This window comes from Enterococcus sp. LJL128, assembly GCF_056924295.1.
The window spans coordinates 49598-64225 of record NZ_JBXPBP010000019.1 but is presented as its reverse complement, the minus strand read 5'-3'; the positions used below and the strand labels follow the sequence as shown (position 1 = coordinate 64225).

9 protein-coding genes are annotated in these 14628 nt (G+C 38.7%); all 9 read left to right on the top strand.

Annotated elements, in window-relative coordinates; all coding sequences use genetic code 11:
* On the top strand, window positions 1–134 hold a 134-nt coding region (locus tag AC1Z3K_RS16635), incomplete at its 5' end, for an IS3 family transposase (protein ID WP_461732511.1).
* Between the two features lie 671 nt (window positions 135–805).
* On the top strand, window positions 806–2245 hold the full coding sequence (locus tag AC1Z3K_RS16630) for an amino acid permease (RefSeq protein ID WP_461733349.1): 1440 nt from the start codon (window positions 806–808) through the stop codon (window positions 2243–2245).
* A 466-nt stretch (window positions 2246–2711) separates the two neighbouring features.
* Complete coding sequence (locus tag AC1Z3K_RS16625) at window positions 2712–4700, top strand: hypothetical protein (protein WP_461733348.1); 1989 nt, start codon at window positions 2712–2714, stop codon at window positions 4698–4700.
* Between the two features lie 165 nt (window positions 4701–4865).
* Complete coding sequence (locus AC1Z3K_RS16620) at window positions 4866–6494, top strand: hypothetical protein (RefSeq protein ID WP_461733347.1); 1629 nt, start codon at window positions 4866–4868, stop codon at window positions 6492–6494.
* A 536-nt stretch (window positions 6495–7030) separates the two neighbouring features.
* Window positions 7031–9805, top strand: coding sequence for a helicase C-terminal domain-containing protein (locus AC1Z3K_RS16615; protein ID WP_461733346.1), 2775 nt, complete (start codon window positions 7031–7033; stop codon window positions 9803–9805).
* Window positions 9806–9883: 78 nt separating this feature from the next.
* A complete protein-coding gene (locus tag AC1Z3K_RS16610; protein ID WP_426080748.1) occupies window positions 9884–10384 on the top strand; it encodes a cell wall elongation regulator TseB-like domain-containing protein in 501 nt (166 codons plus the stop codon).
* 63 nt (window positions 10385–10447) lie between these two features.
* A complete protein-coding gene (locus AC1Z3K_RS16605; RefSeq protein ID WP_461733345.1) occupies window positions 10448–11647 on the top strand; it encodes a pyridoxal phosphate-dependent aminotransferase in 1200 nt (399 codons plus the stop codon).
* Window positions 11648–11699: 52 nt separating this feature from the next.
* A complete protein-coding gene (gene asnS, locus AC1Z3K_RS16600; RefSeq protein WP_426080746.1) occupies window positions 11700–12998 on the top strand; it encodes an asparagine--tRNA ligase in 1299 nt (432 codons plus the stop codon).
* A 694-nt stretch (window positions 12999–13692) separates the two neighbouring features.
* Window positions 13693–14625 (top strand): hypothetical protein, encoded by a 933-nt coding sequence (locus AC1Z3K_RS16595; protein ID WP_461733344.1) that lies wholly within the window; start codon window positions 13693–13695, stop codon window positions 14623–14625.
* Window positions 14626–14628 lie beyond the last annotated feature (3 nt).

The window sequence follows — 14628 nt, the reverse complement described above, 5'->3', positions numbered from 1 at the left end:
ACATAGAGCCAAAATACTCTACCACTACTGTAATAGATATTGTCACAAATTACATTAAGAATTATAATACCCATAGAATTCAACGGAAGTTGGGTTATCTATCACCGATAGCCTATCGAAAACAGACCGTTTAATCGCCTCTCTTTTGCCCTCTCACTTTTGGGGGTCAGTGCCCTTCTGTCACAACCTCTTCAGTTCCAAAGATAAAATAAAGGTGTTTCTGAAACTCTCCATACTTCGAGGGTTGGAACAAAGGGAGAACTGGAGACAAGCCTGGAGAAACCTGATGAGATGTTAAAGTGCCTAGTGTTGGAGTTTTCGGAATAAGGTGAAAGATACTGATAATAGAAATTGAGATGGTCCCTTAGATTAGACTCGAAAATCTAATCTAGGGGTTTTTCAATGCATTACTATGAGAATGAGTTTAGAAGACATACAGTGAGTCTTCTAAACTCAGATCAAAAACACTTCTGTCATCTCCTCAAAGGAAATACCCTAAAAATGAGAAAAAAGAAAAAATAATGAGAAGAGTATCTAGCGAAAAACTATCGAATTTGAAAAGGTTTTTCGGTTTTTTTTGTTTATTTTAAAGTGAAAAATTAAATTGTAAAGAGGAAGAAAATTTTTTTCATGATGAATGGGTAATAATTTTCACATTTTGCTCATAGAATGATTGCGATTCAGAGGAAAACGAGTATGATAAGACTATTGAAAAACAGTTTGTTAAAGGATTTACTGAATGAATTGTTTGCAATTATCAGAAATTTTAGTCTTTTTAACTTATTTGAGAAGAGGAAGTGTTTTTATGGAACAAAAGCAATTGAGGTGGTTCAGTGTTGGGCTGATTGCCTTCAATATGGTCTGGGGAATCGGCAATGTTGTGAACAATTATGCGCAACAGGGCATTTCCGTAGTGACCTCATGGATTTTGATTTTAGTGTTGTACTTTATTCCTTATGCGCTGATTGTCGGGCAATTAGGCTCAACATTCAAAGACAGCAATGGCGGAGTTAGTTCCTGGGTGCAAAATACAAGCACCAAACGTCTAGCTTACTATGCCGCATGGACATATTGGGTTGTACATATTCCTTATCTTGCACAAAAGCCGCAGGCAATCTTGATTGCATTAGGTTGGGCGGTTCAAGGAAATGGGAATCTTGTAAATACGATGTCTATTTCAACAGTCTCCTTCCTTTCGCTGATTATTTTCCTAGTCTTTCTGATGTTGTCTACTAAGGGCTTGACTACATTAAAAGTAATCGGAGGAATTGCAGGAACAGCAACCTTTGTTATGTCAATGCTTTTCATTCTTTTTGCAGTTGGCGCACCAATGATAAACTCTTCTGTAGAGTTTGCTACGCCACACATGGAACAAGTCAGTACTTATATACCAAAGTTCGATTTTAGCTATTTTACGACTCTTTCAATGCTGGTCTTTGCCGTTGGAGGAGCAGAAAAAATTTCTCCGTATGTAAATGCCACTAAGAACCCTGCCAAAGAATTTCCCAAGGGAATGATTTTCCTGGCTGCCATGGTAGGAGCTTCTGCTGTATTGGGTTCATTTGCGATGGGTATGCTGTTTGCCAGTAATAATATTCCAGAAGATTTAATGGCAAATGGTGCATATAGTGCCTTCCAGATTTTAGGAGAGTACTATGGCGTGGGAAATCTGCTAATGATTATTTATGCCTTGACTAATGGTGCTGGACAAATCGCCGCATTAGCCTTTTCTATTGATGCACCGCTGAAAATTCTTTTAGCAGATGCGGATCCTGACTATGTACCTGCAGCATTACGCAAGCGTACTAAAAAAGGAACATTGGTTAACGGCTACTTATTAACAGGTGTACTTGTTAGTATCATTATTGCACTGCCTATGTTTGGCTTGAAGAACATGAATGAGTTGGTTAAATGGCTGACTAATCTAAATTCTGTGGTAATGCCAATGCGTTATTTATGGGTATTTTTTGCCTATATGATGCTGAACAAAGCCTACAAGAACTATACTTCCGAATATAAATTCATGAAAAATCCAAAGCTTGGTTTCATTTTTGGACTATGGTGTTTCCTATTCACAGCGTTTGCCTGTATTTTAGGAATGGTACCAAAAGTTGATTTCAATGTCGATCCTCAAGGGTGGACCTTCCAGCTGCTGTCTAATATTCTGACACCAATTATCCTATTATTGTTAGGCATGATATTGCCGGCTCTTGCTCGTCGAGGAAAGAATAAAGAGTTGATCTAACTGGATGGTACATGGATGATAGCTCATGGTATCGTTAGAATTCATCACTGTATTACAAACGGATTAGTTCGATTCAAATGAAAATAAGCAGTTGTAAAGTAAATGTGTTAAAGAAGAATTAGATTATAAATGAGAAGAGGTTGTGACAGAAGTGTTCAGCTTCAAGCAATAAGGCGGAAATTCCGAAAATTGTTCTACAATTTTATGCGAATTTCCGCCTTATTGTCGAAGAAGTTACTTCTGAAACACCGTTTATCCGGATTTAAGGGACTGAGGCATACCAATGTCACAGCCCCTTTTTACGTTATTGCAAATCAATTCTTTACAAAAAAAGTGTATCTCCTATCGAAGAAAAAGTTACATCGATTGAACGGCCCAAGAATCAGCACCAAGGGAGAGTATTGTCAGGACGAGAGATTTTTGTGATAATAAATGAGATGAATAACTGGGAAAGTGAGGGGAAACGATGAGTTGTTGGGAACGATTAGGAATCGAACCGATTTCGAATAAAAAGGAGATTAAACAAGCATACGCTGCTAAGTTAAAACAAATAAATATTGATCAGCAGCCAGCTGCTTTTCAGCAATTGAAAGAGGCCTTTGACCAAGCGCTAATTTTAGCCGATACAGTTGACCTTGCGCGTACAGGGGCTGAAAAAAAGGAGCCAGTCACTTCTATACCTGAGGACAATAAGGTTGATGAAGGTGGAAGTATCCTTGAAGGAGTAAAATTTTCAGATGAGTTAAGTCAAATTGATGCTGCACAAGTTTTTGCGGAGAAATTATCCCATCTGTATAGTGAAAAGGCTTTTTTTAATGATATCGAAAAATGGATGACTTTATTCACTGATGAGCTGACATGGTCGATTACTGAATATGAGCATATCCAAAGAATAATGCAGCGTTTTTTATCCGAAAACTACCCGCTGCTGTCAAAACAAATTCTTTCTTTTTTTGGAAAAGTTTTTGATTTTAACAGGCAGGCGGAAGATGTCAAAACAAGGAACTATTTTAGCTATACATGGGAAGAAATCCAAAGAGCGCCAGACTATTCTTTTGAGATTTACAAACAAATCGAGCTGGAGGAACGTATCCCTTATTTTTTTGCCAGATATGAGCTGTTTCAGATGCTTGCTCAGGGAATACCTGAAAGAAATACCTGGAAGAAGAAGCTGACGGAGTGTCAGGGGATAATTGCTGAAGATTTAGATATTATTCATTTACAGATTGCGTACACTTTAGTGAGAGATAAAAAAATACAACAGGAACAGTCAAATAGAAAATTAACGCCATTGTTTAATCTAATCCAAAACTTAACTAGTGATAGAACAGCAGCTTTTTTAAGCGATTATGTTCAGTGGCAAACAGAGCATGACTCAAAAGCATTAAGGATATTGTCTTATAACAGGGAAGATGTTACCTTGCCTTATTCAGTCTTTTTACTGTTAACTGCTCAAGTATATGCTGATATCAAAAATTTTCATGAAGTTCGGTTACGCTGGAAGAAGCTTGAACAATTGGCACCCAGCATGATTCGTCAAATACCTGAAAGCTCTAAACCTGTAGTTAATATTCCTCAGGAACGAAGATCAAAGAAATCTATCTGGATTATTTTGCTTATTTTAATTGGATTATCTGGTTTGGCTAGAGTTGCCACTAGTCAGCCGCCACAAAGAAAAAAACTTACTTTGTTAGAAACAACCAGCCAAAGAGCAGATATGGATAGTAATCTTTTTAAGAAAAACTATCAAAGTAGTATAGGAAATGAGTTTACTTTTTTATTTTATATAATTAAAGGAAATGAAGAAGAAAGGGAGCAATTTGTTGAAAGGTATGTTGCTAAAGAGCAAAAAGATAGGGTGTTATATACTAGTCTTGAATCATTAGGAGAAATTCCCTTTGATTCTTATCCAATCTACACATCAGTAGATACGATTGAGGGATACGGACATATTTGTGCCCTTAGAACATCTTTAAAGGAGGAACCATTTGCTTTTTTACAGATGAACAATCAAGGGGAAATCATTGAAATTTATGGGAAAGGCTGGACAGAATTAAGTGATGAAGCGTCCAAACATATCTGGCAGGATATTCAAGTAACGCCTGAAACTTCTCATAAGTTTTTCTGGCATTTTTATCTTCAGTCAACAGATAGAGAAAAAAATTTATTGCTTTATTCAGAGTACACCACCAATGAAGTTCATCAATTATTGAAAGAAAATTTGAGTTTTTTGGCGAATGAGCATTTTGAAGACTGGACAGTAAAACAAGCCAAGAACGCTAATGGAAAAATTTATACATTGTATATGGATGTAGATGGATTAGAAAAGGCGATTATTTCTTATGACCTTTACGGGCGAATTGATCGAGTCTATGGGGAAGGAATGCACCAGCTTGGGGAATCCGAACGACAGAAGCTTTATGAGAGTCTTGAGACCGATGAACTTGGGGATTAGCTTGTCCTAATAAATGAACAAAACAGAAAGATTTTGCTGAAATGGCTATAAAATGGTAAAATCAAGGATGTTCGCTCATAAATAATTGGATTTAGCGAAAAAATTGAGAGCAATTTTCATTTTAAAACGGTATAATTAAAAGGAAAGTGTATTTTCTTTTTTTAGATGATATATAAATCACGTAAATGGTTCAATCGGATTTATATACAAGGTAAAATAGTTGAGGAAGTGAGAACGATTAGCAAGCGGAACAGAAAGTCAGAACAAGAAAAAAAATCTGTATTTCTTTGTAAAAATGTTGACCCTGAATTTTTAGGCAGAGAAGTCTATGCGGACAATGTCGAAACCCCGTATAATTTCTATTTAATCCGTGAATTGAATCTTGCAAAAGATTATCAAAACCTTGCTGAAGGAGAAGCATATTTTGATGCAATCTGCGACAGCTGGGATGGGGCAGAAGGATTCAACAAACTAGTAGTAAAGAAAATCTACATGTATGTAGAGACTGAGATGATGTACTATACTTTGTTAATGGGGAGCTTTGAACCGTTAACAAGAGATGCAAGAGCAGAGTTGAAAGACTGGCTGACAGAGGTAGTCGTTGAAAAATCGGAAGCACCACTTGTTCATAAAGGATACGAGATGGCGGATTCTGCTGAACTGACTAGTGTGATGAAACAAATGATGGAAGCATCAAATGAAATGTTCCGTCTTAGAAAAATGATTAGCGACTTGACTGATACTATTGGACAAGCAAGACTGGAAGCAAAATCGCAGCCTGTAATCTCTAGAAGTGTGCACACAATTCATTTGAAACGGGCACAGCCGATTGTTGACAATGAGCCTGTTGTACAGAAAAAGCCGGAGAGTAAGATTGAGCTGAAAGCGGAGGAAGCACCAATAGTAGAAGGTGAATATTCTGAGGAAAAAGATACAGCAATCAAAATCCAAAAAGTAACTGTTGAACCTACTGAACAGGAGGAAGCCGCAGAAGCTGTAAAAAAGTCCAAGGCAGAACCGACAAAGGAAGTGCAGTTAGAAAATACCCAGTCAGCCGAAGAGGCTACAACTTACCCAGAAAATGAACCTGAAAATGATATTTCTGCAAAGACCTTAGAAGGTTCTGCTGAGAAGCTAAGCCGTAAGAACAGAGAAAATCAGACGCCTGTTGACCAGACGGTTTCAGTTGAAGCAACAGTAAGCCCTGTAGAAACAGTTTTGGAGGCAGCGGAGCCTGAGCTTTCTCCTGAAGCAGCTAAAAAACAACTGCTGGAAAAAGTTGTATTGAAAAAAAATAAAACGAGAAAGCGGACACCAGGTAACTGGCCTCGTTTTTCTCGGTTATTAAAGGAAAATCCGGTGGTTCAGGCACCTAAAAAGATTCCGAGTTTTTCAAAGAGCGAGATGGAGAGTTTGGAAGATGATATCTACTTGCGCTTTATGAGCAAACGGATGAATATTGGCAAGAAACGGACCAAAGAGAAAAATGTTAAAGTCGATCAGGTTGATCTTCAAAGACAGATTGATCAAGCCGAATATCTCAATTATTCATGGGGACAGGTATTGAAGCAGCGGAAAGAAGATGTATTAATCTGTAATCGGTTGAGCAGTGCCAATCTGGTTGAGAATTTGGATGGATTTTTGAAGGAAATGAAGCGAATTGCCAATAAGCGGTCATTTTTCAGTAGAAAGGTTCGTTGTTCTGCGGATCGATTAAGACGCTTGGAAGGGTATGTATTGATGGATCAATATATGCAGAAGCTTAGTGAAATACCAAAGGACGTATATAAATAACCTAGAAGAGGTCGAGATAAAAGTGTTTATTTCCGAGAACTTCAACTCTTAGCGCTTTTAGCACTTAGAGGTTGATGCTATCGGAACGAAGTGTAGTGAGCTTGCTGTCTCTACGAGTCTAGCGATTCTCGAGACAAAGCATTAGGTTCCTACAAGCTTGTCTACGGTTCTCACTCTGCTGCGATCCTCGAAGCATACAAAGACTGGAACGCCGTTTATTCGGATTTTAGAGAAAGAAGAGTTCAGACATTTACTTATGTCTCAAACTCTTCTTTTCTGTTATTAAAAATAAAAGATGTACAAATCAGCAGGGTATGAAAAGCTAAGCTCTCTAATTTTGAAAGTGATTTCATTTCGGAAGCTGTTTAGAATGGCTGGGTTAAGGTCATCATCAGCTGTTGTTTTTCTTCGGTTATTATATAAGTAAAATCAGTGCTTTTCGATTATTGCTTAAAAATGAAATAATTCCTGTAAATGATAGTGAAAAAATGAAGTTTTATAGTATAATTTTCAAGACGGCAGAAAGGTGGGAAACTATGGGTAAAAATCCAATGTATGCAGTTGTTGATATTGAAACAACTGGTACCGATCCGACAGTTGACCGAATTATTCAGTTTGGCTGTGTGCTGATAGATGACGGAAAGATTGTTTCTCGTTTTTCTACGGATGTCAATCCAGGACACCGTATTTCGCAGCAAATCCAGCATTTGACTGGTATAACCAATAAACAGGTGCGGTCAGCACCTTATTTTGAAGATATAGCCTTAACCATCCACCATTTACTTGCGGATACAGTTTTTGTGGCACATAATATTTATTTTGACTATTCATTTTTAAATAGAGAGCTGCAGCGCTGCGGGGCGCCAGAGCTGAAAATTCCAGGAGTAGATACAGTGGAATTGTCCCAAATCTTTTTTCCTACTGAAAAAAGCTTCCGCTTAAGTGATTTGTCTGAACAGTTTGGACTAGTTCATGAAAATCCACATCAAGCAGATAGTGATGCACAAGTTACAGCAGAGCTTTTTCTACTGATAGAGAAAAAAATAAAAGAACTGCCTTTATTGACCCTGCAAAGTATACTGGATTTAAGTCAGCAGCTTGGCATGGAGACCGGAAGCTATATCCAACGCCTTTACGATGAACAGAAAGAAGCCCCTAAACAGTTGAGAGAAGAATGGCAAGCTGTAGCCGGACTAGTGTTAAAAAGAAAAAAAGCAGTTTACTTTGAATCACCGGTTTACGAAACAGATAGCTATCCAGCAGCTAAGAAGCAAAAGGAAAAGCTGTTTGGAAATCAATTAGTCTATCGTAAAGAGCAAAGCAGAATGATGAATGATGTGTACAAGCATTTTACAGCTGGAGCGGAAAAAAATCTGTTTATAGAAGCTGCTACAGGTGTAGGGAAAACCTTTGGCTACTTATTTCCAGTCAGCTACTTTGCAACGCCGGAAAATCCTGTAATTATCAGTACAGTATCCATTATGCTGCAAAATCAGCTGCTGGAAAAAGACATCGATTTTACAAATCGTTTTTGTGAGAGAAAGCTTCAAGCGACTGTACTGAAAAGTCATCGGCATTATATTGATTTGCAGAGATTTCGGGAAACACTGAAAAATCCGATTGAGCAAAAGCAATACGCTATTTATCAAATGCGTGTATTGGTCTGGCTGCTGGAAACGGAAACCGGTGATTTAGACGAACTGCAGCTAATCAACTTTAATCATATTTTTTGGCGGGATGTAATCCACCGAGGAATAGAATTACTAAAGAAGGATGATCAGCTGTACAAAGAAGACTTTGTTAGGTTTCTTTATGAGAAGGCGAAGCACAGCAATGTACTAATCGTAAATCATGCCTTTCTGATGCAGGAGTCTTTTCGAGCAAAACCATTATTGCCCAAAAACGCTTGTCTGATTATCGATGAAGCCCATCACCTGCCTGATATTATTAAGCGGGTAGCTCTTCAAAAAATTTCGTTTTATCCATTTAAAAAACATATTATTCAGGCTGGAGAAGAAGGGCAGCTGTTTGAACAAACCGCTTTAACCTTAGAAAAGCTGCCGGATGAGAAAAGGTACCTGCACATTTATCAACAGACGCTAAAGAATTTAGTAGAGGATTTTCAAGATTTCTTTTTTGAAATGGCACAGCTTCTTCAGATAGAAAAGAAAAATAGCTATCAGGAAATCGCTGTTCAAAAAAAGCTGTTTGACCAGCTTTCTCTAAAAGGGGAAAAACTAATCCGTAAAATTGAAATTTGTTTAAAGGATTTAACAGCTATTCAGAAAAAGATTCAAACAGCAATTGAAGGACAATTGGAGCGCTTCGCCGTTTCTGAACGAATGATTTTATCCAGTTTGTTTCAGCTATTTTCAGAAGTAACAGAAATAACAGATTGCTTTGGTATCTTTGTAAATGACTGGTCACCCCATTGGTTGAAGGAGTATCGATTGGATAAGAACGGCTCAATTACGATGGCAGTGAATGATTTAAGCGCAGGAATTTCGAAAAAAGCCGGCTGGTATCCAAATTATGAGCATATTTTATATACTGGCGGTACGCTGGTTTTTGGTCGAAACCGCAGTTATATTCCAGAAAAGCTTGGTTTAGAAGACTATACAGTCAAGGTTCTGCCAAATCCTTATGATTATGAGCATTCTGCCCGCTTGTTCGTCCCGAAAGCGCCTCTTGATATTCAACAGACATCCAGTGAGGATTTGGCTGAATACATTAGCAACACAGTAAAAAAACTAGCAGCCCAGGAAGATAGACCAATGTTAGTCCTGTTTACTTCTCATGAGGTTTTAAGGCATACATACTCCCGTCTGCATATGCCGCTGCTAAACGAAGGTCGTGAAGTGCTGGCGCAGGGCATCAGCGGAACCAGAGAAAAGCTGCTGAAGCGTTTCTATCATAGTAAAAACAGTATTTTATTGGGAGCTGACAGCTTTTGGGAAGGAGTCGACCTTCCAGGGGATTCTCTGCAGCTTCTGATTGTGACCAGACTGCCATTTGATAATCCCAAACGTGCATTTGTTAAAGCAGAGTATAATTATCTTGAGTCGCAGGGCGTCAATCCATTTACAGAAGAAGCACTTCCCAAAGCGTCCATGCGCCTTAGACAGGCGCTGGGCCGGCTTATCCGTTCAGAAAAAGATACCGGTATTTTACTGGTTCTTGATCGGCGCTTGGTCAATACAAAGTATGGCAAACGGATTTTAAAAGCGTTGCCCAAACAGCTTCCGGTAGAAAATGTTTCTATGGAAGAGACGTTGGCAGGGATTCATTTATTTTTTAAAGAAAAGGAATAAATTTATTGTCATCCCTCAAAATGATTTCAATTTCTGCTATAATGAAAAACAGTAAGTTTTGAAAGGACGAGCGTGATCGTGGCATCTGAAGATAAAGAACAGAAAAAAGTTGTCATACTGTTGGGAATTGTAGGTATTTTGCTGACAGTAATCGTTATGCTGAGTATATTTTATGTCCGCTCGACGCATTCGATGTCTCAGGCAAAGCGGGAGGCTGTGGATATTGCGAAAACACATGCTCAGCTGGAAGACGTAGAGAATTTCTACTGGTTTAACCGCAAAGAAACATACTTTACAGTTATAGGAAAAGACAGCTCCGGAAAAGAAATGATTGTGATTATTCCAGAAAAAGGCGGAAGTATAACAACCTTTGCTCAAGAGGAGGGCTTGAATGAAGCCCAAGCTAAGCAGGCAGTGAAGGAGCATTATCAGCAAAATGATATTCAAAAGGCCAATTTAGGCATATATGAAGGGAAAGCAGCATGGGAAGTTGTGACTAAGACAGAGAACGGATCATTTAATTACTATCTCCTGGCTTTTGAAACCGGCGAGGAAATCAATACGATCTTAGGAATCTGAGGAATAATTTGAATCTGCGGCTATGAGCTGCTGAGATAAATGAAAAAATGAGGAGTGAAGGGTATGAAGCTATCACAACGTGTGCAGCAGTTATCACCTTCAGTAACACTGGCTGCTTCAGCAAAGGCCAAGAAACTGAAGGCAGAGGGAAACGATGTTTTAAATCTGACGGTAGGCGAGCCCGATTTTACAACGCCAAAAAATATACAGGAAGCAGCAATCGCCGCGATTTCCAATGGTAAAGCCAGTTATTATACACCTTCAGCTGGTATTCCAGAGCTGAGACAGGCAGTTGTTGATGCTGTTCAGCGTAATTACGGTTTAGCTTATGAAACTAAAAACGTCATTATCACAGATGGAGCCAAGTTTTCTCTTTACCTTTTATTTCAGGCAATGCTTGATTTAGGAGATGAAGTATTGATTCCAGTTCCTTACTGGGTAAGTTATGGAGAACAAGTGAAGCTTGCTGAAGGTCAGCCCGTATTTATTACCTGTAAGCAGGAGAATGATTTTAAAGTAACAGTAAATCAGCTTGAAGAAGTGAAGACTGAGAAAACAAGAGCAATGATTCTCAATTCCCCATCAAATCCAACGGGGATGATTTACACGAAAGAGGAGCTTTTAGCCATCGGCAACTGGGCAGTGGCAAATGATATTCTCATCATAGCGGATGATATATATGGTCAGCTGGTGTATAACAGGAATAGCTTTACGCCTCTAGCAACGATATCAGAAGAAATTAGAAAACAAACAATTATTGTTAATGGTGTTTCTAAATCCTATGCAATGACAGGTTGGCGTATCGGCTATACCTTGGCGGAGGAAGAGTTGATTGCAGGAATGAATAAGATTGCGTCACATTCTACTAGTAATCCGACTGCAGTGAGCCAGTATGCAGCGCTTGAAGCTCTTCAGGGAGAACAGGATACTGTAGAAGAAATGAGACAGGCATTCGAAGAAAGACTAAACACGATTTTTCCTAAGGTTGCTGCGTTACCAGGCTTCAAGCTGACAAAGCCTCAAGGAGCATTTTACTTGTTTCCTAATATTAAAGAAACCTTGACTCTTTGCGGATATGAGGATGCAACGACATGGGTGGATGACCTTCTTGAAGAGGCTTATGTCGCACTGGTTACTGGTGAAGGCTTTGGCGCGCCGGATTATATTCGGATTAGCTACGCAGCTGACCTTGCTACATTAGAGCAGGCAGTTGAAAGAATTGCTGCATTTATAGAGAAAAAGATTCAATTGAACAACAACTAAGAGGATTACTTAATTCGGGATAGGTAAAAATTGAAGGAACGGAGAGACAAATGTGGAACAAATTCAAATCATCGACTCAAAGAATCATATAGGTGAAGTCGTAAAAATCGGAGCATGGGTGGCAAATAAGCGGTCAAGCGGAAAAATTGCCTTTCTACAGCTTCGAGATGGAACTGCCTACTTCCAAGGCGTTGTTGTCAAAAGTGAAGTAGAAGAAGAAGTTTTCCAGTTGGCGAAAAGCTTAAATCAGGAGACAGCTGTGATGATTACTGGAGAAATTAGAGAGGATACCCGCTCTAAATTTGGCTACGAAATCGGTATTTCAGGAATTGAAGTTGTGGGTGAGAGTCACGAGTATCCAATCACTCCTAAAGAACATGGGACAGATTTCCTGATGGATCATCGTCATTTATGGCTGCGTTCTTCCAGACAGCATGCAGTAATGCAGGTTCGTAATGAGATTATTCGTGCAACCTATGAATTTTTCAATACAAATGGCTTTGTTAAAATTGATCCGCCAATTCTTACCGGTAGTGCACCAGAAGGAACAACTGAACTGTTCCACACTAATTACTTTGACGAAGAGGCTTACTTGTCTCAAAGCGGACAATTGTATATGGAAGCTGCGGCAATGGCTTTTGGCAAAGTATTTTCATTTGGTCCCACTTTCCGTGCTGAAAAATCTAAAACGCGCCGTCATTTAATCGAATTCTGGATGATTGAACCAGAAATGGCGTTTATGCATCAGGAAGAAAGTCTGGAAGTGCAGGAACAGTATGTAGCGTTTCTAGTTCAGAGTGTTCTTGACAACTGTGACTATGCATTAGATGTGCTAGGCAGAGATAAAGAGCTTCTAAAAAAATACACAACATTGCCGTTTCCTCGTATCTCCTATGACGATGCAGTTGAGCTGTTGAAGAAAAATGGTTTCGATGATATTGAGTGGGGGGATGATTTTGGTTCTCCTCATGAAACATTTATTGCAAATTCATTTGAACAACCAGTGTTTATTCTAAACTATCCAAAAGCAATTAAGCCGTTTTATATGAAACCACATCCTACTAGAGAAGATGTCGTAATCTGCGCAGATATGATTGCTCCGGAAGGATATGGAGAAATCATCGGCGGTTCAGAACGGGCGACCGATTATGAATTTCTACTTGAGCAGATTCGTAATCATGGGTTGGATGAAAAAGAATATTCCTGGTATCTTGACCTAAGACGTTATGGATCAGTTCCACATGCTGGCTTTGGTTTAGGACTAGAAAGAACAGTTACCTGGCTTTCAGGGATTGAGCATGTTCGTGAATCAATTCCCTTCCCGCGTCTGCTAAACAGATTATATCCTTAAAAGAATAAACGAATTACAAAACAGATATGTATCTTTGGAAAAGGTAAAGGCCATGATTTCATCCAAAGACATATCTGTTTTTTTATTTTTCAGGAGTACTTTTTTTGATTTTAGAACAGTGGTTATCGGTTGAGGAAAAAACTAGAGAATGCTAGACTGAAGATGTAGCTATACGATATCAATAGCAGGGAGGAATCTGTATGGAAAGAAAAACCAGTTTTAAGGCGGTTGCCACTACAGGGAATTTTCAGCAGCTGCCTGAAGGAGGGATGAATTAATCGTTGTTCCGATAATCTTGTGAAGTAAAATGAAGCAATCAAAAATACTCAGTGAAATAGTTTGACAAGAGGCTGAAGAACAGGAAAACGGAGTAGAAAATAAAGTAAATTGAAATAACTGCACTTGATTTAAAGACAGTGTATATTCAAAGTCACATGTTAGACAGAAAATCAGAAAAAATAGCAGACAACTATGTCAGAAATTTTTTATTCAATAAATATTTATAAATTCTATTTTATTAATGACGCCAAGAATGGAAGTGAGCCTTCAGACAGCTTCTTCCATTCTTTTTTTAAAAAAAGAAATGATAGTACGTCTTTTAAAGGTACAAAATGGAAAAAATGAAGGAAGTAGTTTAGAAAAAATAAATTTTATGGTAGAATTAGCGGAAAGCCAAAATAAAGGAATGACGTAAATGGGAAATCCGGTACAAGTAAAAAGAAAACATTTTCGATTTCCGGCGTATGACGATGAGGTCGGTGTAAAGCTGTCATCTGGAAGCAAGCGACGTTTGTTTGCTGATGAACCGCTATTGACACAGCGAACAGATATGAGTGTTGATTCAGTACCTGAAATGGTTCCACAAAATGCTTATCAGCCTCAGCAAGCAGCACCTAAGCCTGCTGTTGAAAAAAAATCTGCCGCTGAAGCAGTATTAAAACAGACGCATACGAAGGAACAAATCGACGAACTAAAGCGCCACAAACTAAATCTGCCTGATTATACAACGAATAGAAGCCGAACAATTGAAAAGCCTAAAAAACCAAATTTATTCGGCAACATGCATAAAAAGAGTAAAGAAACTTTTGAGGAAGCAACCTTTGGAAGAAGAAGTACAGGAAGGCAAATTACTTCTTTCAGCAGCTCAAAACAGCCGGAACGTTCTTATTTCGTGCCAACCTATGTGCCTGCTTCTGTAATTCCAGATGAAACTCCAGCAGCTGAAGAAGTTACTGAGCAGGAGCTTTTAGCAGCGATGAAGAAGGATAAGTCATCTTATATTCTCATTGATCATGAGGATACGCAGTTCAGAGAAAAGAAGGTCGATGATCCTTCTGTTCAGAAATTTAATGTACCAAAAGAAAACCCGGATATTCCGCTGACTCGGAGACAGTATCAGCAGATTCGTCCTAATATGTCCCGCTTTGATCAGGATAGTGAAACCAATGATTTGCCCCGCTATCGTTCAGAACTGAAAACAGCCAAAGAGCAGGCTAAGAATCAAACAGCTTATGCTCAGAAGGTTTCAGAAGAGGAACAGCAGAAAAAAGGAATTTTAGACAAATCATTAAGCGGAATCATTGAGGATTCTCATGCTGAAATGGAAAATACTAAATATTTTACTTGATGA

Excerpts from the sequence above, each read along its gene's own strand:
- AC1Z3K_RS16595 (WP_461733344.1), top strand. The coding sequence starts at position 13,693 with ATGGGAAATCCGGTACAAGTAAAAAGAAAACATTTTCGATTTCCGGCG.
- AC1Z3K_RS16620 (WP_461733347.1), top strand. The coding sequence starts at position 4,866 with ATGATATATAAATCACGTAAATGGTTCAATCGGATTTATATACAAGGT.
- AC1Z3K_RS16625 (WP_461733348.1), top strand. The coding sequence starts at position 2,712 with ATGAGTTGTTGGGAACGATTAGGAATCGAACCGATTTCGAATAAAAAG.
- AC1Z3K_RS16615 (WP_461733346.1), top strand. The coding sequence starts at position 7,031 with ATGGGTAAAAATCCAATGTATGCAGTTGTTGATATTGAAACAACTGGT.
- AC1Z3K_RS16605 (WP_461733345.1), top strand. The coding sequence starts at position 10,448 with ATGAAGCTATCACAACGTGTGCAGCAGTTATCACCTTCAGTAACACTG.
- AC1Z3K_RS16630 (WP_461733349.1), top strand. The coding sequence starts at position 806 with ATGGAACAAAAGCAATTGAGGTGGTTCAGTGTTGGGCTGATTGCCTTC.